General features: G+C 60.2%; 24 protein-coding genes and 3 tRNA genes. 13 read left to right on the top strand and 14 right to left on the bottom strand.

Translation table 11 applies throughout. From position 1 onward, the window contains the following. Positions 1-292: 292 nt before the first annotated feature. Both ACZZ0Q_RS12955 and ACZZ0Q_RS12960 read right to left on the bottom strand, forming a co-directional pair. A complete protein-coding gene (locus ACZZ0Q_RS12955) occupies positions 293-2,815 on the bottom strand; it encodes a glycogen/starch/alpha-glucan phosphorylase (protein ID WP_463542033.1) in 2,523 nt (840 codons plus the stop codon). Positions 2,816-2,913: 98 nt separating this feature from the next. Beyond that, entirely contained in the window at positions 2,914-3,315 is a 402-nt protein-coding gene (locus ACZZ0Q_RS12960; protein ID WP_163016749.1) for a DUF2513 domain-containing protein, read from the bottom strand. Positions 3,316-3,634: 319 nt separating this feature from the next. Between ACZZ0Q_RS12960 and ACZZ0Q_RS12965 the strand changes: the two genes are divergently transcribed. The 3 genes from ACZZ0Q_RS12965 to ACZZ0Q_RS12975 all read left to right on the top strand — a co-directional run bounded on the left by ACZZ0Q_RS12965 (position 3,635) and on the right by ACZZ0Q_RS12975 (position 4,883). Next, positions 3,635-4,012 (top strand): Rho termination factor N-terminal domain-containing protein, encoded by a 378-nt coding sequence (locus ACZZ0Q_RS12965; protein ID WP_463542032.1) that lies wholly within the window; start codon positions 3,635-3,637, stop codon positions 4,010-4,012. A gap of 11 nt (positions 4,013-4,023) precedes the next feature. Next, positions 4,024-4,335 carry a hypothetical protein gene (locus ACZZ0Q_RS12970; protein WP_463542031.1) on the top strand — a complete coding sequence of 104 codons (312 nt, stop codon included), beginning with the start codon at positions 4,024-4,026 and terminating at the stop codon, positions 4,333-4,335. A gap of 182 nt (positions 4,336-4,517) precedes the next feature. Further along, a complete protein-coding gene (locus tag ACZZ0Q_RS12975) occupies positions 4,518-4,883 on the top strand; it encodes a DUF3509 domain-containing protein (RefSeq protein ID WP_122498252.1) in 366 nt (121 codons plus the stop codon). 104 nt (positions 4,884-4,987) lie between these two features. On the opposite strand, the gene ACZZ0Q_RS12980 is transcribed toward ACZZ0Q_RS12975, so the two are convergent. From ACZZ0Q_RS12980 to ACZZ0Q_RS12990, 3 genes are all read right to left on the bottom strand, one after another. Continuing rightward, on the bottom strand, positions 4,988-5,266 hold the full coding sequence (locus tag ACZZ0Q_RS12980; protein ID WP_463542030.1) for a hypothetical protein: 279 nt from the start codon (positions 5,264-5,266) through the stop codon (positions 4,988-4,990). Positions 5,267-5,335: 69 nt separating this feature from the next. Next, a complete protein-coding gene (locus ACZZ0Q_RS12985; protein WP_463542029.1) occupies positions 5,336-5,581 on the bottom strand; it encodes a hypothetical protein in 246 nt (81 codons plus the stop codon). A gap of 201 nt (positions 5,582-5,782) precedes the next feature. Beyond that, positions 5,783-6,511, bottom strand: a complete 729-nt coding sequence (locus ACZZ0Q_RS12990) for an amidotransferase (RefSeq protein ID WP_463542028.1) — start codon at positions 6,509-6,511, stop codon at positions 5,783-5,785. Positions 6,512-6,856: 345 nt separating this feature from the next. Here ACZZ0Q_RS12990 and ACZZ0Q_RS12995 point away from each other — a divergent pair, with 345 nt between their 5' ends. The 8 genes from ACZZ0Q_RS12995 to ACZZ0Q_RS13030 all read left to right on the top strand — a co-directional run bounded on the left by ACZZ0Q_RS12995 (position 6,857) and on the right by ACZZ0Q_RS13030 (position 14,217). Further along, entirely contained in the window at positions 6,857-6,991 is a 135-nt protein-coding gene (locus ACZZ0Q_RS12995; RefSeq protein WP_463560639.1) for a hypothetical protein, read from the top strand. A gap of 28 nt (positions 6,992-7,019) precedes the next feature. Continuing rightward, positions 7,020-7,220 carry a type III secretion system co-regulatory protein PtrC gene (gene ptrC, locus ACZZ0Q_RS13000; RefSeq protein WP_463560641.1) on the top strand — a complete coding sequence of 67 codons (201 nt, stop codon included), beginning with the start codon at positions 7,020-7,022 and terminating at the stop codon, positions 7,218-7,220. Between the two features lie 110 nt (positions 7,221-7,330). Further along, positions 7,331-7,864 carry a DUF3087 domain-containing protein gene (locus ACZZ0Q_RS13005; protein WP_463542026.1) on the top strand — a complete coding sequence of 178 codons (534 nt, stop codon included), beginning with the start codon at positions 7,331-7,333 and terminating at the stop codon, positions 7,862-7,864. A gap of 115 nt (positions 7,865-7,979) precedes the next feature. Next, complete coding sequence (locus ACZZ0Q_RS13010) at positions 7,980-10,250, top strand: ATP-binding protein (RefSeq protein WP_463560643.1); 2,271 nt, start codon at positions 7,980-7,982, stop codon at positions 10,248-10,250. Continuing rightward, positions 10,250-10,726: a response regulator gene (locus ACZZ0Q_RS13015; RefSeq protein WP_463542025.1), complete on the top strand. Its 477-nt coding sequence runs from the start codon at positions 10,250-10,252 to the stop codon at positions 10,724-10,726. Before ACZZ0Q_RS13010 ends, ACZZ0Q_RS13015 begins: the two co-directional genes overlap by 1 nt. Before the next feature lie 13 nt (positions 10,727-10,739). Continuing rightward, positions 10,740-13,142, top strand: coding sequence for a hybrid sensor histidine kinase/response regulator (locus tag ACZZ0Q_RS13020; RefSeq protein ID WP_463542023.1), 2,403 nt, complete (start codon positions 10,740-10,742; stop codon positions 13,140-13,142). Further along, positions 13,135-13,686, top strand: a complete 552-nt coding sequence (locus ACZZ0Q_RS13025) for a biliverdin-producing heme oxygenase (protein ID WP_463560645.1) — start codon at positions 13,135-13,137, stop codon at positions 13,684-13,686. Before ACZZ0Q_RS13020 ends, ACZZ0Q_RS13025 begins: the two co-directional genes overlap by 8 nt. Before the next feature lie 78 nt (positions 13,687-13,764). Next, positions 13,765-14,217 carry an anti-virulence regulator CigR family protein gene (locus tag ACZZ0Q_RS13030; protein ID WP_463542021.1) on the top strand — a complete coding sequence of 151 codons (453 nt, stop codon included), beginning with the start codon at positions 13,765-13,767 and terminating at the stop codon, positions 14,215-14,217. 20 nt (positions 14,218-14,237) lie between these two features. Here the strand turns inward: ACZZ0Q_RS13030 and ACZZ0Q_RS13035 are convergent, their stop codons facing one another. Continuing rightward, positions 14,238-14,864: a response regulator gene (locus ACZZ0Q_RS13035; RefSeq protein ID WP_463542020.1), complete on the bottom strand. Its 627-nt coding sequence runs from the start codon at positions 14,862-14,864 to the stop codon at positions 14,238-14,240. Positions 14,865-15,113: 249 nt separating this feature from the next. Between ACZZ0Q_RS13035 and ACZZ0Q_RS13040 the strand changes: the two genes are divergently transcribed. Continuing rightward, the gene (locus ACZZ0Q_RS13040) at positions 15,114-15,425 is read left to right on the top strand and encodes a hypothetical protein (protein WP_463542019.1); all 312 of its coding nucleotides are present in this window, start codon (positions 15,114-15,116) and stop codon (positions 15,423-15,425) included. A 48-nt stretch (positions 15,426-15,473) separates the two neighbouring features. Here ACZZ0Q_RS13040 and ACZZ0Q_RS13045 read toward each other — a convergent pair. The 6 genes from ACZZ0Q_RS13045 to gacA form a co-directional block, all read right to left on the bottom strand. Further along, a tRNA-Leu gene (locus ACZZ0Q_RS13045) sits at positions 15,474-15,559 on the bottom strand. Positions 15,560-15,719: 160 nt separating this feature from the next. Continuing rightward, positions 15,720-15,793: transfer RNA gene (locus tag ACZZ0Q_RS13050), tRNA-Cys, on the bottom strand. Positions 15,794-15,837: 44 nt separating this feature from the next. Further along, positions 15,838-15,913, bottom strand: a tRNA-Gly gene (locus ACZZ0Q_RS13055). Between the two features lie 65 nt (positions 15,914-15,978). Then, a complete protein-coding gene (pgsA, locus tag ACZZ0Q_RS13060) occupies positions 15,979-16,536 on the bottom strand; it encodes a CDP-diacylglycerol--glycerol-3-phosphate 3-phosphatidyltransferase (RefSeq protein ID WP_463542018.1) in 558 nt (185 codons plus the stop codon). Between the two features lie 33 nt (positions 16,537-16,569). After that, complete coding sequence (gene uvrC / locus ACZZ0Q_RS13065; protein ID WP_463542017.1) at positions 16,570-18,396, bottom strand: excinuclease ABC subunit UvrC; 1,827 nt, start codon at positions 18,394-18,396, stop codon at positions 16,570-16,572. Position 18,397: 1 nt separating this feature from the next. Continuing rightward, a complete protein-coding gene (gene gacA / locus ACZZ0Q_RS13070) occupies positions 18,398-19,042 on the bottom strand; it encodes a response regulator transcription factor GacA (protein ID WP_122498105.1) in 645 nt (214 codons plus the stop codon). A 223-nt stretch (positions 19,043-19,265) separates the two neighbouring features. On the opposite strand from gacA, the gene ACZZ0Q_RS13075 reads away from it, so the two are divergent. Beyond that, positions 19,266-19,919, top strand: coding sequence for a LuxR C-terminal-related transcriptional regulator (locus ACZZ0Q_RS13075; RefSeq protein WP_463542016.1), 654 nt, complete (start codon positions 19,266-19,268; stop codon positions 19,917-19,919). Positions 19,920-19,922: 3 nt separating this feature from the next. Here the strand turns inward: ACZZ0Q_RS13075 and ACZZ0Q_RS13080 are convergent, their stop codons facing one another. Further along, on the bottom strand, positions 19,923-20,669 hold the full coding sequence (locus ACZZ0Q_RS13080; RefSeq protein WP_463542015.1) for an ATP-binding protein: 747 nt from the start codon (positions 20,667-20,669) through the stop codon (positions 19,923-19,925). After that, positions 20,627-21,553 carry a sensor histidine kinase gene (locus ACZZ0Q_RS13085; RefSeq protein WP_463542014.1) on the bottom strand — a complete coding sequence of 309 codons (927 nt, stop codon included), beginning with the start codon at positions 21,551-21,553 and terminating at the stop codon, positions 20,627-20,629. Before ACZZ0Q_RS13085 ends, ACZZ0Q_RS13080 begins: the two co-directional genes overlap by 43 nt. Between the last annotated feature and the right edge of the window lie 188 nt (positions 21,554-21,741).

A 21,741-nucleotide genomic window follows, 5' to 3' on the forward strand; every position in this document is an offset into this window, starting at 1 on the left:
CCTGCGCGGGGATGACGGAGGATCTTTCAAAGACCACCGTCATTCCCGCGCAGGCGGGAATCCAGTATTTCAAGCCGTACATGGTAGATCGGCGCAAAGAGGCCAAAAGGTCTAGCCCCAAGCTTCGCCCTCCGCTGCGCTGCGGGATAGATCACAAAGCCAGATCAAGTGCAGACGTTAAGCGCCGGCTGGGGCGAATCTCCGTCGACTGATAAACCAATCGCGGCTAAAGCCGCTCCCACAGGTTGTGCGATTTCTGTGGGAGCGGCTTTAGCCGCGATGCTATCAACCCTCATTTCTTGGGAGGCATCGCCTTCCAAATATCCTCGGCGTATTCACGAATGGTCCGGTCCGAGGAGAACCACCCCGTCCGCGCAGTATTCAGCACCGCCGACCGCCACCATTGGTTGGGCTGCTGCCACAACTCGTCGACTTTGCGCTGCGCATCCCAATACGAGTCGAAGTCCGCGCAGAGCATGTAGCGGTCGTGATGCACCAGGCCATCGATCAGGCCCACATAGCGCTCTGGATCATCCGGCGAGAACACCCCTTTGCTGATGGCTTCCAGCGCCGCGTTCAGTCGCGGTGATTGCTGGATCACGTGGATGGTGTCGAAGTCGCCATTGCTCATGCGCGCTTTCACTTCCTGCGCGGTCATGCCGAAGATGAACATGTGTTCCTGGCCGATCAGTTGGCTCATTTCCACGTTGGCGCCGTCCAGGGTGCCGATGGTCAGCGCGCCGTTCAGGGCAAATTTCATGTTGCTGGTGCCGGAGGCTTCCATGCCGGCGGTGGAAATTTGTTCCGACAGGTCGGCCGCCGGAATGATGGTTTCCGCCAGGCTGACGTTGTAGTTCGGGATAAACACCACTTTCAGCAAGCCGCGCACGGTCGGGTCGTCGTTGATGGTGCGGCTGATGTCGTTGGCCAGTTTGATGATCAGCTTGGCCTGGTGATAACTGGCGGCCGCCTTGCCGGCGAAGATTTTTACGCGCGGCACCCAGTCGGTGGTCGGCTCGTTACGAATGGCCTGGTACAACGCCACGGTGTGCAGCAGGTTCAGCAGTTGGCGTTTGTATTCGTGAATCCGTTTGACCTGCACGTCGAAAATCGCCTCGGGGTTGAGGTCGATGTTCAGGCGCTCTTTTACCAGCCGCGCCAAGGCTGCTTTGCTGTGTTGGCGCTGGGCGACGAACTGCTTGCGGAACGCCGGTTTGTCGGCGAACGGTTCGAGTTCGATCAGCGAGGTTTCCGGGCTGTCGAGTACCCCAGGGCCAATGCTTTCGGTGAGCAATTGGGTGAGCTGCGGGTTCACTTGGTAGAGCCACCGGCGGAAGGTGACGCCGTTGGTTTTGTTGCGGATGCGGTCGGGGTAAAGGTTGTGCAAATCGCGGAATACGGTTTCGCGCATCAGGTCGGTGTGCAGCGCCGACACCCCGTTAATGCTGTGCGAGCCTAAGAAGGCGAGGTTGCCCATGCGCACGCGGCGCCCGTGTTCTTCTTCAATCAGCGACACCGAGCGCAGTAGGTCGAAGTCGTGGATGTCTTTGGCCCGCAGCGAGTCGATGTGGTGCGCGTTGATCAGATAAATAATCTGCATGTGCCGAGGCAGCAGGCGCTCCATCAACGACACCGGCCAAGACTCCAGTGCTTCGGGCAGTAAGGTGTGGTTGGTGTACGACAGGGTCGCTACGGACAATTCCCAGGCGGCAAACCATTCGATGCGGTACACGTCGACCAACTGGCGCATCAACTCGGCCACGGCAATCGCCGGGTGGGTGTCGTTGAGCTGGATGGCGACTTTTTCCGGCAGCGAGTGAATGTCGCCATGCAGGCGCATGTGGCGGTGCAGCAAGTCTTGCAGCGAGGCGGAAACGAAGAAGAATTCCTGGCGCAGGCGCAGTTCTTGACCGGCCTCGGTGCTGTCGGCCGGATACAGCACGCGCGAGATACTTTCGGCACGCACCACGTCGGCCACGGCGCCCAAGTGGTCGCCGGCGTTGAAGCGTTCCAGTTGCAGGTCTTCCAGCGCCCTCGCCCGCCAGAGCCGCAAGGTGCTAACGCCGGCGCGGCGCCAGCCAACCACCGGCGTGTCGTAGGCAATGGCGCGGATAATTTCGGTGGGCTGCCAGTGTTGGCGCGGCACGTCGTTGCGCTCGGTAACGGTATTAACGCTGCCGCCGAAGCCGACGTTGTAGCTCACCTCCGGCCGCTCGAATTCCCACGGGTTGCCGAAGTCGAGCCAGGTTTCGGTGTGTTCGTGTTGCCAGCCGTCGCTGATCACCTGTTTGAACAGACCGTGCTCGTAGCGAATGCCATAGCCGTGGCCGGCGATGTTCAGCGTGGCCATGCTTTCGATAAAGCAGGCGGCCAGTCGGCCGAGGCCGCCATTGCCAAGCGCGGCATCGGGCTCCACTTCGCGGATGCGCTCGATGTCGACGTCCAGCTCGGCCAGCGCTTCGCGGGCGGTCTCCAGAAGGCCAAGATTGCTCAGGCAATCGACCAGCAGTCGGCCAATGAGAAACTCCAGCGAGAGGTAATACACGCGCTTTTGCGGCTTGCGATCGACCCGCGCCTCGGCCTCTTCCCAGTTGTCGACCAGGTGATCGCGGGCGGCCAGGGCGATGGCTTCAAACCAGTCGTGGATGTAGGCATTGCCTGGGTCTTTACCGACGGCGTATTTGAGCTTGGCCAGAATGCTTTGCTTGAAGGCCTGAACGTCGGCGCTGGATGAAGTGCTGGAGCTTGGGTTGTCAGACGGGGTGCCAGTGGGATTGGACGTGGCCTCGTCTTGCGACTTGCGATCGGCGGACATGGGCGTGCCTCGGTCAGCTGAGTTGAGCGCGAGTGAAGGCGGCAGCCAGTGGCCGGCTCAAGGCCGCCACTGCTACCGAATGAAAACGGGTTGCCGTGTTAATTAAAGACGGCGTCGTTCTGCGCGTGGCGGGAGACATTAAATGAGCTGCCGCTGTCGCTGGGGTAAAGCGCCATGGTCGATTTCAGGGCGTCGATGGTGATGCCGCCCAGATGCTCGGTGAGGAAGGCTTTCTTGACCATCCACAGGTTGTCGTCACGGATCAGGTCGAGCAGATCGTGGCCGGTAAGGGTCAGCGATTTGCCGATGCGCACCAGCTCGCCGCTGAGCGGACGGTGGTCTGCGCATTCCACCAGGCCAGCCTGCTCAAGCAGGTGCAGGTGATAACTGACGCTGTCGCTGGAGTGCCCGTCGATGCGGTGGGGAAAGAAATGATGACCCTTTTGCAGGCTCTCGATTTCCAGCAGCATTTCGCGCAACAGCTCCCAATCTCTTTTCATATCCTTCGCTCCTCGTCCCCGTTTCCTGATGTGCAGACCCGCTCCAACCGATTAAGTGAGTGGCCGGTTGCAGCGAGTGAAATGTGCAGGGGACCGTTGCAATGACCGAAGCCAGTCGACCATCAGGCTGCGCGCAACACTGACGCTCGAGCGATGGGCAGACCGGTCCCCTACAGAATAGGTGTGTGATTGCGCGTGAGAGTTCAACCAATTTTGCCCTCAGCGAACCGTTCGCGGAAAAAGCTGAACTCCCGGCAACGGCCCTGGCTCAGAACCTGTAACGGGCTCGCTACAGCCCCGCTTCATGAGGAGAGTGATCATGCCGCGCGCAAGTAAAGACAAGTACACGGCCGAGCAAAAGCGCAAGGCCGAGCACATCGAAGAAAGCTACGAAGCCAAGGGCGTTTCCAAAGGCGAAGCCGAGGGCCGCGCCTGGGCCACGGTGAACAAGCAATCGGGCGGCGGCGAAAAGGCCGGCGGTTCCGGGCAGCGCAAGGCGCCGGGAGCCAAGAGCGCGGCGCGCAAATCGTCGGCGCGCCAGGCCGTTGCCACTAAACATGGCGCGACCCGCCCAGGGCAGAAGCTCGAAGAGCAAAGCAAGGCCGACCTGATGATGCGCGCGCGGGACATGAATATTCCCGGGCGCTCTAGCATGCGCAAAGCCGAGCTGGTCTCGGCCCTGAAGAAAGCGTCCTGAGGAGTTCACCAATGGCTAATCCGGGTTATCTCGAACGTTTGCTCGCCGTGGCTGGCGGCGCCTTGCTGATTCGTAAAGGCATGGCCGTCAAAGGCGTGCTCGGCGCCGCCGATATCGTCCTGGGCGCGGTGGCCGTCTACCGTGGCTTGGGCCGAGCGCGCCATCCTGCGCCGCCGAGTTATCAACTCAAGCACCTGCCGGAAGTGGCACAGCGCGTGCCGCGCAAACCGGCACCGCGTGGCTATCAACCGCAAACCTTCGTACCCGACGAAACCGGGCCGGATGTGCCGGTGAAAACGCCGTTTCAGCAGCCCTTCAGCTAAACGGCGCGAGCTGAAATTGCACTTTGCAAGATCGGGTTTCGCCCGATCATGCAAAGTGCACGAATGTTGCGCTCGGAAAAATCCGTAACCTATTGTTTTATATAGTCTTTTATCGTACGAAATTTCTGGCATGGCATCTGCTCTATTCCCTCCATCTGAAAAGAATCAATGGAGTACATGGAATGCAACTGGCCATCAAAGAATTCTTCGACGCGTTTCCTCAACACACCGTTGCCATCAAACCGCGTCCAGACGGCTCATTGCTGCTGTCTCTGGTTGGGCAGAACGGCAAGCCGCTGTGCAAGGCAATTAAAAGCGAAGAGCTGCTGAGCCAGGCGCGCATGCACACCCTGATTCGTGAACTGCACCGTGAAATTAAAATCGAGGCTGGCCTGCTGCGCTGGCGCGGGGATGAAGCGGCGTGGGTTGAGCGCGAATTGCCGACTTACGTTGAGGGTCCGATTCACGTGACCAAAGCGAAAACCCTAGCTCGCCGTTCAAATCAGGAATTGCGTCAGCGCCGCGTGCAGAAAGCAGTGGCGTGCTAAGCGCGCTGTAAACGAGCGTCAGCGGACAGGGAATGTTCGTCATTAACATCGAGGCTGAAGCCTCTTCCGCACGGCTGGCAACAGTTGGATGGTCGGGAGGCGCTTCAGCCTTGTTGTATCTTTGATTCAGCGCCCTGCTCTTCTGAACCTGGCTTGGGCTCGCGGCTGGTACGGCGCAGCAAAATCACATCGGTGATATCCACACCACACGCCTTCACCCATTCCAGTACCGGCTGCCCGGCGACCTTCGCCACCGGCGGCTTTTCGCCGAATACCTCGGTCACTGCGCGAAACGCGACCACTTGAATGTTGGGCACGCTGCGGGCCTGCAACTGCAGGTGGCGCTCCACGTTGTTGTATTTATAAGTGACGAGCCAGTCCATACAACAGGCCTCATGTATTTCGGCAGTAAGTCTTGACTATAGCTGCTGAAAAAAACTGCCAACCCGGCGTTACGGCTGTGTGACTGTGTCGGCATTTTTCTTCAGGCCCCGGCAGTTCATGGCGCACAGGCAGAACTGCAGCAGAATCAGCGCATATGCGTGGGTGTGCAGCCCCCAGATCACCCACAACACATTGCTCAGAATAAAAACCCAAAACCCCATCATTCGGCGGCGCGCACTTCTTGCGCCAATCAGCCAAGCGGCCATTACCGTGACGGCCATGGCCGGCCACTGCAAAAGATCGAGATAGTCCATCGTGCTGCGTTTTCCTCCGGTCTTCAAAAGGCGACGGCAACGAAACGCGGCGCTTAATTTTTGTGACCGTGGGAAGGAAAAAATGAGCGGGGATTTTGATGATTGGCACGGCAGGCGGGCTGAACAAGCGCAAACAGCTCGAGGCTAACGCTACTCCCAAAGCAACGAACAACCTGTGGGAGAGGCTTTAGCCTCGATGGATCAGGCCGGCGACGCCGCCTTGTCTTGCGCCACGAAACGCATCATCCACTCGGCAACAGCGGCGCCTTGGTGGTCGTGCTGCAGGCTGTCGATGCCGGATTTGTAGATTTTTTCGCCCAGGTGCTGCTGGCGAATTTCCAGCAAGGCGCGGGAATAGTCGTGAATGAATTCCGGGTGACCCTGGAAGCACAGCACCTGATCGTTGATGCGGTACGCAGCGATGGGGCAGAACTCGCTGGAAGCGATCACGGTAGCGTCTTTGGGCAGCGCGGTGACTTGGTCCTGGTGGCTGATCAGCAAGGTCAATTCATCCATCGCCGGCGTCATCCAGCTTGGCTGCTCGGCCACTTGGTAACGGTGCGTGCCCACGCCCCAGCCCTGATGCGCCCGCTCGCTTTTACCGCCCAGCAACAGCGCCAACAGCTGATGGCCAAAGCAGATGCCCAGCAGCTTGTCGCCGCGCTGATAGCGGTCGAGCAGGTAAGTTCTGAGGGTTTCGATCCAGGGATCGGTGCCAAACGAATCGGCTTTGCTGCCGGTAACCAGATAGGCGTCGAAGCGCTCGTCATCTGCCGGGTAGTTGCCCTCCACCACGTTATAGGTGACGAACTCGGCGGCAATCGGCTGGCGGGCGAAGAGCTGCTCGAACATCCGGCCATAGCTCTGATATTGGTCAACCAGTTCCGGACGCAGAATGTCTGTTTCCAGAATGCAGATACGTAACGACATAAGGGATTTCCTGAAGCGATGTAGGTAATGGCCAGCTGTTTGTTTTATTTAACATAGCGGCGCGCGCAAAGAAACCCATAAACCACGGCTTATCTCGCTTTCGCGGTTTTAATTGTGAATACACAGCGGGAGATGTGGCAGCCGTTGTCGTCAATAAAATTTTACGAACTGACCCATTTTCCTGAGCAAAGCCGCGCGTTCATATCGCCGGCTCGATAACGCCGCTGCGCTGTATCACTGGCTTCGATAGTCACCATCGTGCCCATTCACTTCTGGCCGCCGCCACGCGCGGCAATCATGCGACCCATCGGGCAACACCGCCCCCCTAGCATGAGGAATACCGCCATGAACAAATTCGGAGCCATCGCCAGCCTTGTAGCCGCCTCGGCCTTTGCCAGCCACCTGAACGCCGAGCTGTATCGCCACAGCGACAAAAACCCTGCCCCGGAAAAAACCGAACAAAAACCTGCACGTCATTAATGCAACGCGGCTTAACAAGGAGAACGCCATGGGCAGCATGTTCAGCGAAACCGGTAAAAACGCCTATGGCGTGACCTACGCCACCCTCGACGAAAACGGCCTGCACTTTGAAACCGAACTGGCCATTCAGCTACTGGACGGCCACCTTGTCACCCTGAAAATGCCCACTCAGCTCAGCGAGCGCGAGGCGATCAGTCGGTTGGTACGGGGAGCGAATGCGGGGCGCTAAACCTCGCTGCAGCCCTTCTTTTATTCAGCAACTCGCGTCGCCCTCTCTCCCCTGCTCGCCCGCTCTAAGGCGATAATGCCCACCGCATTCGCCTAGAGCCCACGCCCCTTATGTTTGAAATCCAACCCTTCGATCCCGCCACCTATCGCCAGCAAACCCGCCGCAGCACGCTTATCGTGGCGGTGATTTTCGTGGCCATGGCCATGCTGTTGTCCAGCCTGGCGGTGATGCTGTTTGGCACGCCGGGCGGCGACAATTTCCGTTGGAATGCCGGCGGCGTGGCGTTGGCGGTGGTGCTGTGCGCCGCAGTGTTCAAGGTCAAGTTGTGGTCGCAGCCGTGGATGAGCGCAGCGGTGTATGGCTGGCGGTTGAAGCGCGCGCTGATGAGCGTGACCAATGTGATGCACGACGTGGAGGCCGGCGTAAACGCGCAGAACCCGGAGGCCATGAAGCTGCTGCGTTTCTATCACCAGGGCCTGACGCAGATGTACCTGCTGGAAGCCAATACCAGTTCGCTCAGCCAGGTAACCGCTGAAATTGCCGCCCATAAAGAAGCCATGCAGACGCTCGGGCTGGAAACCGACCAGCCGCGCCTGAACCCCCAGTGGCTACTGGCAGTCAACGGGTTGGCCAAGGCAAAATAACCGGCAATCGCACCGTCGAAAATTTCTCGAACCATTTTCCGCAGCCGCCGCTCTGAATTGGGCCAAGCCGTATTGCCGGCCCATTTCTCGTGGCTCTGGTCTGAAAGGATGCACCATGAACACCCCCGTCCCTGATTCGCTGACCGACGCCGTAGCGCGCTGTGCCGACGAACCGATCCATATTCCCGGCGGCATTCAGCCCCATGGATTTTTGATCGTGGTCGCGGCGACAGACTTGGCAGTGCAGCAGGTCAGTGAAAACGTCCGCCAGTGGCTTGGGCTCGAGGCGCAGAGCCTGCTGGGTTTATCGCTGAGCGAGCTGATCGATGAGCCGGAGTTACCGGCGCGGCTGGCCGGGCTCTCGGATGAAGACCGCAACCCCTTCCACCTTGGCGATGTGCGTTTTGTTAAGGGCACGGCACAGGCCTGCTCGTTCGCGCTGATGGGCCATCGCAATGAGGATCAGCTGATTCTCGAATTCGAGCAGGCCAGTAATGCTGGCGAGGCTTACGGTGTTCTGTATCCCTTGATGCGCACCTTTGTTGCCGAGCTGCATGCGGCGAACAGCATCGAGGCCATCTGCCAGTTGGCGGTCAATGAGTTGAGCCGGATCACCGGCTTCGGCCGCGTCAAAGCCTATCGGTTCGATGAAGCCGGCAATGGTGACGTGCTGGCCGAACGCGCCGAGCCGGGTTACGCCAACTACTTGGGCCATCAGTTCCCCGCTTCGGACATCCCGGCCCAGGCCCGCGCGCTGTATTGCAAGAACCTGATTCGGTTGATTCCCGATGCCAATTACACGCCCTCACCGCTTATTCCAACGCTTAATCCGGTCAATCAGCAGCCGTTGGATCTGGGCTTTGCGTCGCTGCGCAGCGTGTCGCCAGTGCATCTGCAATACATGCGCAACATGGGCACCCTGGCCTCGATGTCGGTGTCGATTGTGGTGCGCGATCGCCTATGGGGGTTGATCTCGTGTCATGACAGCGAGCCGCGTCTGCTCAGCCACAAAACCCGCACCACCTGTGAGTTGTTGGCGCGCATTCTGGCGCTGCAAATCGACGCCAGCGAAGCGGCTGAGTTGGCGCACCGCAAGTTGGAATTGCGCCATCTGGTCGTGCGGCTGTTGGCGGGCATGGCCGATTACGACAGCGTGACCGAAGGCTTCCAGCGCTTGCCTGAGGTGGTGTTGGCATTCGCCCAGGCCCAAGGCGCGGCCGTGGTAACAGCCGATACGTGCGTCACGGTCGGTAATGCGCCAGCAGACGCGCAGATCATGCAACTGGCGACCTGGCTGGGCAACCAGAACGGCGGCCCATTGTTCAGCAGCGACAATCTGGGGCGCGACGTCCCCCATTTGCCGCACCTGGCAGCTCACAGTGCCGGCGTGCTGGCGGTGTCGATTTCCAAGCTGCACGCTCATTACCTGATGTGGTTCAGGCCCGAGCGCGTTCAGACGGTGAAGTGGGCCGGGCAGCCGAAAAAAACCTTGGATGAAACCAGCGGTGCCCTCTCTCCGCGCAACAGTTTTGACACGTGGCGTGAAGAACTACGCGGTTATTGCGCTCCGTGGGAAGCGGCTGAGTGCGAAGGCGCGATGGAGCTGCGCAACGCCGTGCTGGGCATCGTGCTGCGCAAGGCCGAAGAGATGGCGATGCTGGCTGGCGAACTGCGCGAGAGCAACAAAGAGCTGGAGTCGTTCTCGTACAGCGTGTCCCACGATTTGCGCGCGCCGCTACGCCATATCGCCGGCTACACCGAACTGCTCGGTGAGCTGGAAGGTCAGCAGCTGAGCGAGCGCGGCAAGCGTTTCCTGGTGAACATCAGCGATGCCGCGCGTTTCGCCGGCGTGCTGGTGGACAACCTGCTGAGCTTCTCGCAAATGGGCCGCGCCGCGCTGCACATGACGGACGTCGATCTGGGCGCGCTGGTCAGTTCCATTCGCGAGGAAATGCGCCCCGACTACGAGCAACGCGACATAGAGTGGCGCATCCAGCCGCTGCCCGTCGTGGTAGCCGACGCCGCCTTTATTCACATGGTGCTGCGCAATCTGGTCAGCAATGCCCTCAAGTATTCCAGCCGCCGCGACAAGGCGGTGATCGAGATGGGCGCTGAGCAGCGCGCTGATGAAATCGTGGTGTTTATCCGCGATAACGGCGTGGGCTTCGACATGCAGTACAGCAACAAGCTGTTCGGCGTATTCCAGCGTTTGCATCGCATGGAAGAGTTCGAAGGCACCGGCATTGGCCTGGCCAGTGTGCGCCGCATCATCGAACGCCATGGCGGCCACGTGTGGGCCGAAGGCCGTATCGACCATGGCGCCACGTTTTATTTCGCCTTACCCCGACTGACTTACAACACTCCACTTGATGACCGGAAAGACTGATGCTCAAACCCATCCTTCTCGTTGAAGACAACCCCAACGATCTGGAACTGACTCTGGTCGCGCTGGAGCGCAGCCAGTTGGCCAACGATGTTGTGATTAAACGCGACGGCGCCGAAGCGCTGGATTACCTGCTGCGACGTGGTGATTACGAGACCCGCGCAGACGGCAATCCGGCCGTGCTGTTGCTCGACTTGAAGTTGCCCAAGGTCGACGGTCTGGAAGTGCTCAAAACCGTGCGCGAAACCCCGGCGCTGCGCAGCATTCCGGTGGTCATGCTGACCTCGTCTCGCGAAGAACCCGACCTGATGCGCGCCTATGAAATGGGCGTGAACGCGTATGTGGTCAAGCCCGTGGAATTCAAAGACTTCGTGGCGGCGATTTCCGATCTGGGCATTTTCTGGGCCGTTCTCAATGAACCACCGCCCGGCTCGCTGCGTCTGAACCGCACCCGCAAGCACGACGACCAGCACGACTGACCTAGGAACATTGATGCCCGCGTCAACACACATCCGTATTTTGTTGATTGAGGACAGCCCGCACGATGCGGAGCTGGCCCAGTTAGCACTGGAGCGCAGTGGTTACACCCTCGATGTCGAATTGGTCTACGACCAGATTGGTGTCATTGAAGCCCTGGAGCGACGCGAGTTTGATCTGATTCTGGCCGACTTTATTCTGCCGGGGTTCTCCGGCAGCCAGGCGTTGCAGGAAGCCCGGCGTCTGGCCCCGCAAACGCCTTTTATCTTCCTTTCCGGTGTGTACGGCGAAGAAAACGCCGTCAACATGATGCGCGCCGGCGCCGTCGACTACGTGCTCAAACAGAACCTCTCGCTACTGCCCAAGGCGGTCAACCGCGCCCTGGCGGAAGTGAATGAGCGGCGCCGTCGGCAGCAGGCGGAGCAGGCGTTGCAGGAGGTTGGCGTGCGCGCCCGTCTGGCCGTGGAAGCGGCTGGCCTGGGCATGTGGGATTACGAGCCCAGCAGCGGCGAACTGCGCTGCGACCAACGCTACCGCGCCATGTGCGGGCTGGACGCCGACGAAACGCTGGACATGAGCGTGTTCGAACGGCTCTGCCACCCCGACGATTTGCCGGCGCTGCGGGCACGCATTCAAGCGGTGACCAGCGACCCGCATCACCCCGATTTCGCCACGCCCTACCGCATTCATTTGCCGGACGGCCGCGAGCGCTGGCTGGAAATGCGCGGCCAGGCGTTTTTTGAAGGCACGCAATGCACCCGCTTTGTCGGCGTGGTGATGGATATTACCGAGCAGCGCGCCGCCACCGAAGCACTCAAGCAAATGAACGAAACCCTCGGCGAGCGCGTGCAGGAGCGTACCCGCGAGCGCGACCGCACGTGGGAGTTGTCCCGCGATTTGCTGGCGGTGACAGGCTTCGACTCCACCACCCTGGCGGTAAATCCGGCCTGGCAGAGCATCCTCGGTTGGCGTCAGGATGAATTGCTCGGGCTGCCGTTGGTCGCCCTTACCCACCCCGACGACGTGCGCAGCAGCCGTGTGGCGATGGCCACCGTGCGGCGCGGCAAGGTGGCGGACCGTTTCGTCAACCGCTTGCGTCACCGTGACGGCGGTTATCGCTGGATTTCCTGGAGCGCGGTGCCAGACGGCGGCCGTGCCTACGTGGCAGGCCGGGATATCACCAGCGAAATTGCCAGCATCGACAAGCTGGCCGACGCCAACGCCGCGTTGCGCAAGCAGATTCAGGAGCGGGAAAAAGTCGAAGCCACGCTCCGGCAAATGCAACGCCTGGAGGCCGTAGGCCAACTCACCGCTGGCGTCGCCCACGATTTCAACAACCTGTTGACCGTGATTCTGACCAGCGCCACGTTCTTGCAGCGCGACCTGGAACGCGGCGTGGCGCCTGAAACCAGCCTGCGGCGGGTTAACCATATCCGTACCGCTGGCGAGCGCGGTGCCACATTGACCAGCCAGCTGCTGGCCTTCGCCCGTCGTCAGCAATTGGCGCCCGCGCCGCTGAACCTCAATGAAACGCTGAACAACCTGCACACCTTGCTCAAAAGCACGCTGGGCGGGCGCATTAGCGTGGCCATTCAGGCGCAGTCCGACCTATGGCACGCCTTGGTCGACCCAACGCAGATCGACATGATCATCCTGAATCTGGCGATCAACGCCCGCGACGCCATGAAAGACGGCGGACAGTTGGTGCTGGCCACCGCCAACGTCACCATCAGCCAGCCAGCACAGAGCGCCGAAGAACCGGGGCCTGGCGACTACGTGATGCTGTCGGTATCGGACACCGGAACCGGCATGAGCCAGGAAGTGCTGCAAAAAGCCTTCGAACCCTTCTTCACCACCAAGGAAGTGGGAAAAGGCTCCGGCCTGGGCTTGGCGCAGGTGTTCGGTTTTGCCAAGCAATCGGGCGGCGGCGCGCGGATTTTCACCGAAGTGGGCGTGGGCACCACGGTGCAGGTGTATTTGCCACGCACCGAACCGCAAGCCAACCCGGTGGCGGCCGATCAGGCGGGCGACAGCCCAGAGTTGCTCTGCGGCGAGCACCATATTTTGCTGGTCGACGATGACCCTTCGGTACGGGACGTCACGGCGCAGATGCTTCGGCGCCTGGGATTTGAAGTCACCGAAGCGGAGTCCGGCGCCCACGCGCTGCACTTGTTGACCAGCATAGAGGTGGATTTGCTGCTCGCCGACTTCGCCATGCCCGGCATGAACGGCGGCGAGCTGGCCCGGGTGGTGGCGGTGCAGCAACCTCAGCTGCCGATCGTGTTCATCAGCGGTTATGCCGAGCTCGACTCCGTGGGCCTCGGCGACAGCCCGGTGATCCAAAAGCCGTTCACCGAAGACCAATTGGTGCGCAAGATTCTGCAAGCGTTGCGCGCCGTGGTGCCCAAGCATGGATAACGTGCGCGCCCGTCTGCGCGAGGCCGGCGCCGGCTTGCACCAGGCGGTTGATGACGCCTTTTCGGCGCTGTCTCTGGAAACGGCCGACGGCTATCGCCACTTTCTGCAAGCCCACGCTGCTGCGCTGTTCAGCCTCGAACACTGCTTGGAACAGAACGGCATCGAGCGTTTGCTCGACGATTGGCCGCAGCGCCGGCGCAGTGATGTTCTGCGTGCCGACCTTGCGGCACTAAACTGCCGACCGATCGCCCCGCTGCCCGCGCGCAGCAGCGTCAGCCAGGCTTGGTGCTGGGGCGCAGCGTATGTGCTGGAAGGTTCGCGCCTCGGCGGCCAAGTGCTCGCCAAGCGTGTGCAAGCCGCACAGCCTGGCGCGCCTATGCACTATCTGGCGCACGCCGCCACGCCTGGTCTGTGGCCAAGCTTTTTGCAGCGGCTGGAAAGCCACGCGCAGAACTGTGACGAGCGCGAACTGCAGCGCGGCGTGACCGAAACATTTGAGCTTTTCTTAGAGGCCGCTCGCGGGCAGTTAACGGCAGTCGCTTAACTTGCCGAGGACGTTGACGTTGCGGCTGAGCTAAGCTCGAATTGTTCACCCTTGCCCTTCCCTCTTGAGAACGCTGCCATGTTCAAAGCACAGAAATTGATCGCGTTGCTCGCCTGCCTGACCCTGGCGATGGGTTCTGTTTCGGCACTCGCTGACCCTGGCAACGGCAAGGGCAAAAACAACGGCAACGGCCATGGTGGCGAACATGCGCAGGGCGGGAAGAATAAGGGCGGGGGCGATAACGAAGGGCATGGCGGCGGCCCCAGCGTGGACCGCAACTCTATCTACGGCCTGCTGGGCGGCCACCGCGACTATTGGAGCCCAGGCCCAGCGCTGCCCCCCGGCATTCAGAAGAACCTCGCCCGAGGCAAACCGCTGCCACCGGGCATCGCCAAAAAACTCGACGGCCGCCTGCTCGGCCAACTGCCACGCTACGAGGGCTACGAATGGCAGCAGGTCGGCACCGACCTGATTTTGGTCGCCATCGCCACCGGCATTATTTATGAGGTTCTCAACGGCGCGTTCGACTAAGAACCGCGCCGTGGAGGGCTTCAGATCAAATTGTTGCGCTTGACCAGTTCGACCAACTCCAGAATGTTGCCAACCTGAAGCTTGCTTATGAGTCGGCTTTTGTAGGTGCTGACGGTTTTCTCGCTCAGCAGCAGCTCATCGGCAATGTCCTTGATCCGATGGCCCGTCGCCAGGCTGCGCAGCACGGTCGTTTCGCGGTCGGACAAGGTTTCCAGCAACTCTTTTTCCGACGCTAGCTGGCCGCTGCCATCGACTGAGGAATACTCAGTGACCGGGAACAACTTGTAGCCCGACATCACCGTTTGCACGGCGTTGGTGAGCTGCTTCAAGTCGCTGTCTTTAGCCACAAACCCCGACGCGCCGGCCCGTGCACAACGAACCGCGTAGCGGCTGGCGTCCAGCCCCGAGAAAACAATGATTTTGGGCGGGTTGGGCTGCGCATGAACCCGCTGAAGCACGGCAAAGCCGTCGAGCTGCGGCATGTCCATGTCCAAAATGACCAAATCCGGGGACAGACTGCGTAAAAGGCCTACCACCTCGACGCCATTACTGGCCTCACCAATAACCTCATGCCCGGCAGTTTCCAGCATCATCCGGGTAGCCATGCGGATGACCTCATGGTCGTCAGCAATCAATACTTTAGCCAAGCTGCACCTCGATCCGTAATTGCAATGTCTATGGCACTTACTCGGCCATGCAGTCTGATCGTAGTACTGATGTGAATTTTATGTAGGACGAATGGAAGCAAAACGGTGGTTATCAACGTAAATCGCCAACTTGTTTGCCCCACGTCAATGGAACAGCAGAGCCTGGAAACGAAAAGGGCCTACCCGTATTGCTGCGAGTAAGCCCTTTTAAGTGCACAGCTCCAAGCGTCGCTACGGCTGATACTCGCCGTGGTCGCTGCCGTCGAGCCGGATTGGCAAGAGATGTTTCGCCAAGGGTTTGCCGTGCTGCAGCCCCACGCGGGCGAGCAGCTCCACCGGCGTTTCCTCATCGAGTTCGACAAAGCGACCGCTCAGGTAGTCGTCGTCTGTGAGTTAGCGCTTGTCGAGAATGCAACACTCGTCCAGCTCCTCCAGGGTTATGCCAAATTGCGCCGCAATGGCCTGCTGGAAACGCTGCTCCATCCCGTCATCGTCCGGCATAACGCCTCCACTGATTGGCCAGCCTCGGTACCGCATCCGCTGGCAACTGCAACCCAATAACAAAAAAAAGGGCCTACGCCGAGTGGTCGTAAGCCCTTGATTTACAAGTGGTGCCCGGAGCCGGGGTCGAACCGGCACGTTCAAAGAACGAGGGATTTTAAGTCCCTTGCGTCTACCAATTTCGCCATCCGGGCGATGGTGTGTGGCAGCGGCCAATGGCGGTGCTGCGGCACAGAACGAGGGCGGAATATATACAGCCATCGTGCATGAGGCAAGCTTCAAGACATGTAGGAATTGGTTAGCCCAGAAAAGAAAAAACCCCGTAGATCAAGGAGCTACGGGGTCTTTCTATAATGGAGGCCGAGGTCGGAATCGAACCGGCGTAAGCGGATTTGCAATCCGCGGCATAACCATTTTGCTACTCGGCCTCAAAACGAAGACGCCGCAAACTGCGACGTCAACGTCAACAAACTGGAGCGGGAAACGAGACTCGAACTCGCGACCCCGACCTTGGCAAGGTCGTGCTCTACCAACTGAGCTATTCCCGCGTCTTGGTGACGGGCGCCATTCTATAGAAACCAAACACCCCGTCAACCCCTTGATTCAAAAAACTTTATTTATCCTGATTGGGGTTCAGGTGCGGCCAGGCGGCGATCAGGTAATGCACCATCGACCACAACGTCAGCCCCGCCGCGACGATCAGCAGACCAAAGCCAATCACCACGCGCACGGTTTCCGACGGCGGGCTCGCCAGCAGAATAACCAGCGCCAGCATTTGCGCCGCGGTCTTCCATTTGCCCAGATTCGACACCGCCACATGCGCGCGAGCGCCGAGTTCCGCCATCCATTCGCGCAAGGCAGAAATAACGATCTCGCGACCAATAATGATCGCCGCTGGCAGGGTCAGCCAAATGGTGTGGTGCTCTTCCACCAGCACCACCAGCGCCACTGCCACCATCAATTTGTCGGCAACCGGATCGAGAAAAGCGCCAAACGGGGTGCTCTGCTCCCATCTGCGGGCCAGATAACCGTCCAGCCAATCAGTCGCCGCTGCCACTGCAAATACCGCACTGGCCGCCAGATAGCTCCAGGAAAACGGTAGATAGAACAGCAACAGGAAGATCGGAATCAGCAGAACGCGCAGAACGGTAAGCAGGTTGGGGATATTCATCGGCACAACTAGGCTGCGAGGTGAGCGGGCATTCTACTCGCTGTGCAAGGCGGCATAAATCGACTCGGCGAGCTTTTTACTAATTCCTGGGGCCTTAGCGATTTCGTCGGTACTGGCGCGCGCCAATTCCTGCAAGCCACCGAAGTGGTTGAGCAGCTCGCGCCGACGCTTTGGCCCAACCCCTGGCACTTCTTCCAGATTCGAGGTGCGTCGCGCCTTGCCGCGCCGGGCGCGGTGGCCGGTGATGGCGAAGCGGTGCGACTCATCGCGGATCTGCTGAATTAAATGCAGCGCCGGCGAGTTGCCGGGCAAGGTGAATTCGTGGGCGGCGTCATTCAGGTACAAGGTTTCCAAACCCGGCTTGCGCGTAACGCCCTTGGCCACGCCGAGCAGAATCAGGTCCGGTACGGCCAGTTCCTGCAACACATCGCGCGCCATCGATAACTGGCCCTTGCCGCCATCGACCAAGAGGATGTCGGGCAGCTTGCCCTCGCCGTCTTTGATTTTGCTGAAACGCCGCGTCAACGCTTGATGCATGGCCGCATAGTCGTCGCCGCCGGTCACGCCTTCGATGTTGTAGCGCCGGTAGTCGGACTTCAGCGGCCCCTCCGGCCCAAACACCACGCAGGAGGCCACGGTGGCTTCGCCGCTGGAGTGGCTGATGTCGAAGCACTCCATGCGCTGCGGAATTTCGTCCATGTTCAAGGCCTGCGCCAAGGCTTCGAAGCGCGCGGCAATGTGCTGGCGATCGGCGAGACGCGAGGCCAACGCCAGCTCGGCGTTGGTCACCGCCAACTGCTGCCACTTCGCTCGGGTGCCGCGCACTTTGTAGCTGATCGCTAACTCACGGCCGCGCAGCGAATGAATCGCTTCGATCAGCACGGGGAAGTCTTCATGGTCGGTGTTAACGATCAACTCGCCCGGCAAATCGCGCTCATGACTGCCGAGGTAATACTGCGCAAGGAACGCGGCCAGCACCTCTCCCACGCTCTCCTCGATCGCCACCTGCGGGTAGAAATTCTTGCTGCCTAACACGCGGCCGCCGCGCACGCTGATCAGGTGCACGCAGGCGCCGCCCGGATTGACCATTGCGGCAATCACATCGACGTCGCCATTGCCGCCTTCCATGCTTTGCTGGTCCTGAACCCGGCGCAGCAGGCCGATTTGATCGCGCAATTCGGCGGCCCGCTCGAACTGCAGGTTCATAGCGGCCTGCTCCATGCCGGTCGACAACTCGTCGGTAAGTGCATTGCTGCGCCCTTCCAGAAACATCACCGAGTGGCGCACGTCTTCGGCGTATTCCTCAGCCGTCACCAAGCCGGCCACGCACGGCCCTTTGCAACGCTTGATCTGGTACTGCAAGCACGGCCGGGTGCGGTTCTTGAAGTAACTGTCTTCGCATTGGCGGACCAGAAAGGTCTTTTGCAGCAGGCTCAAACTTTCGCGGATCGCACCCGCGCTGGGGTAAGGGCCGAAGTAGCGGCCTTTTTGTTTCTTCGCCCCACGGTGAATGCTCAGGCGCGGGAATTCGCCATCGGACAAAAACACGTAGGGATAGGATTTGTCGTCGCGCAGCAGAATGTTGTACGGCGGCCGCCATTGCTTGATCAGGGTTTGCTCAAGCAGCAGCGCTTCGGTTTCGTTGGCAGTGATGGTGGTTTCGATCTGCGCGATCTTGGCCACCAGGGCAGCAGTCTTCGGCGCCAGTCCGGTTTTGCGGAAGTAACTGGCGAGGCGCTTTTTCAGATTCTTAGCTTTGCCCACATACAGCAACTTCGCCTCGGCATCGAACATTCGATACACGCCGGGACGGCCGCTGCTGGTCGCCAGAAACGCACTGGCGTCAAACGGTTCGCTCATTTCAACTGGTGGCATCGACCATCCCGTGACGCACCGCCAACAAGGCCAGCTCGACGTCACTGGTGATTTCCAGCTTTTCGAAAATGCGATAGCGGTAAGTGTTCACGGTTTTCGGCGAGAGGCAGAGTTTGTCGGAGATGGTCTGTACTTTTTGGCAACCGGCGATCATCAGCGCGATCTGGATTTCCCGCTCAGACAACAGGTCGAACGGCGAACCGCTGGTTTGCGGTTGGAACGATTTCAGCGCCAACTGCTGGGCAATTTGCGGACTGATGTAACGCTGCCCGCCAAACACCATGCGAATGGCTTGCACCATCTCTTCTAGCGCCGCGCCCTTGGTCAGATAACCCGCCGCGCCGGCTTGCAGCAAGCGCGTCGGGAACGGGTCATCTTCACACACGGTGACGGCAATAACTTTCATATCGGGGTGACTGCGCAGCAGCTTGCGGGTGGCTTCGAGACCGCCGATGCCCGGCATCTTGATGTCCATCAGGACAACGTCCGGCTTGACCTCGCGCGCCTTCTTCAGCGACTCCTCCCCCGAGTCGGCTTGACCGACAACCTGAAGACCGTCGATATCGTCGAGCATGCGCGTAATACCGGTTCGAACCAGATCGTGGTCATCGACCACTAGCACCCTAATCAAGCGACACCTCTTGCGCGTCAAAGCCGCTTGGCGAAGCGGTCTTATGGGAAGGCGGACACCTTAACAAAATCTCCTTACATGGCCTAGCTTGGCGCATATCAGTCAAATAGCCAACGCCAGAATCTTGGGCTCCTTCGCGGGTGTGGCAGGCAAAAATAGCGCGGCAACACATCCTCGAACCCAAGAGGTGGCGCTGCTGGGAATATGACTTTAGGCTTCGGCTATGACTGATCACGCTCATACCGCGCCCCTCGTGCCACCTGAACGCATCATTGTCGCCGACGACCACCCGGTGTTTCGCGACGGTCTCAGCCGCATCGTGCAACGCGTTTTCCCGCAGGCCAGCCTGCATGAAGCCGGCGACATGGACGAAGTGCTGCGCCTGGCTAGCGAGGGCGCAGCGCCCAGCCTGTTTCTGCTCGACCTGCTGTTTCCCGGACAGTCGCCGCAAGCGGTCAGCACCTTGCGCAAAGCCTTCAAGCGCAGCTCGATTGTGATTGTGTCGATGGTCGACGACCGAACGCTCATAGACGAAGTGATGGCCGCGGGCGCCGACGGTTTTATCGGCAAAGCGACGCCACCCGATGAAATCGTTCAGGCGCTGCTGGCGGTGCGTGCCGGGGAATTCGTGCTGGCCACCGGGCCTGCCGGGCTGCCAGCATTTATCAAAAACGGCAGCGCGCTGGATCAACTGACGCCGCGACAGCGCGAGGTGCTGGTGCTAGTGGCACGCGGTCTGTCCAATAAAGAAATCGCGCGGGAGCTGCTTATCTCGCCGTTCACCGTGCGCATTCACGTGTCGTCCCTACTGCACATTCTCGACGTGACAACGCGCACCGCCGCGGCAGCAATTGCCGCCAAGGCCGGCCTTAACTAACCGTTACGACACGTGCTGCTCCAGCTTCAGCGCCACCAGCAACGACCGCAGCTCCGCCGGATGAACCGGTTTGGGCAGCACCGGAATACCGACGTCGTTCACCGCTTCCTGCACGCGCCGCACGTCGTGGCCGGTGACAATGATCGCCGGAATATTGCGGCCGCTGAGGTGGCGCACATAGGTGATGCAGTCCGCGCCGGAGGCTTCGGTATCCAGGTCGAAATCAGTGATCACCAGGTCGTAAGGGTTTTGGCTGCGCGGAATCGAGGTGTAGCTGTCAACCTTGCACCCCCACTTCTGCAACAAGGTGGCGGTGGCCAACAGAACGTTGGCGTCATCCTCAATCAGGCACACGCGCAACCCGCCGAGCATTGGCGATGCCAGCGGTCGAGGCGCTGCCAACGAACTCTGAACGGCGGGTGGCGAAACTGCTCGAAGACCATCAATGGCTACGACAGTGCCCGCGCCCACGGTCGAACGGATACGGATGGAGAGGTCCATCAACTGCCCCAGGCGTTTGACGATGGCGAGCCCCAGCCCCATGCCCTCCACGTCTTTACCGCGCGCCTGACGCACGCGGTAGAACTCATCAAAAATGCTGCCCAGATGGGCTTCGGCAATGCCGATGCCCTTGTCGTACATTTCGATGGAAAGCCCGCTACTGCGCCGCCGACAGCCAACTAACAATGGCCGACCCGGCGCGTATTTCAGGGCGTTAGTGAGCAGGTTTTGCAGCATGGTGGTGAGCAAACGGGGTCGGCGTGAACGTAGGTCGGCGGGCAATGAACGCGGATCGCCACGCCGGCCCAGCGCGCGGCCTCGGCGTTCTGCTGCACCAGTTGCTGCAGCAAAGTGTGCAGCGCCACCGGTTCCAGCTGCGGCGTGACGCGACCACTGTCCAACGAGTACATGTCAAGAATCGTGCGAAACAGGCGAGAGACGCTGTGCAACGATTTGTCGACGTTGTCCACCAGGCGCTGTTGCTCAGCGTCGAGCCGGCCATCGCGAAGGCAAGCGGTAAACAGGCTTATCGAGTGAATGGGCTGACGTAAATCGTGGCTGGCCTGCGCCAGAAATTGCGACTTGGCCTGGTTCGCCGCGCGCTCAGCCTCGGCGGCTTCGTGGGCGCGCTTGAGCAGCGCGTACATATAACCCGGCACCATCAGCGTGGTGATGATCAGCGTAATGGTCATGAACGGTTGCGCCTGCCAGTACGCGGAGCTGCTGGCGGTAATTGCCAGCGACCCTATCGCCATGGCCGTCGCCACCAATAAATAGCGTGGCCCGTAGCGCAAGCCGTAGCCAACCGTCATCCACAACAAAATGCCGTACACCGGCAGCATGGCGGCGCTGCCCACGGCCATGGTCAGCGTGATGCAGCTGAAGTCGGTGAGCAGCGTAAAGGCGCGCCGCACTGGATGGTCGCCGGGGCGGCGGCAGATGTCCCACCACAGCAGCAACGAAACCGCAAAGAACAGCAAACCGAAGCAAGCGACCAGCCAGGCGAGCTCACGGTCGATGATCGATTGGAAATACACCCAAAACATGTAGCTGACGGTGATCGGCGTGATGATCAAACGCACCGCCGCCTGGGCGCGTTCGGTGTCGTACGGGCGACTCGCGCGCGTAGGCATAAGCAATCCTTGCAAACCGACTTAACAGGTGCGCTCCACCCTAAGCGGTCGCACCCCAGAGGACAAGACGCTAGCAGGCTTGAGGGGCTGAGCGCCGTAGTACACCCGTACTATTCCTCGTGCCTACAACGCGCTCATAGACTTCCCGCCTTCGCTTCGGCATTCGGCCGAGGCCCGGTCTCCGATAA

It is taken from the genome of Pseudomonas sp. AC070 (assembly GCF_979258635.1).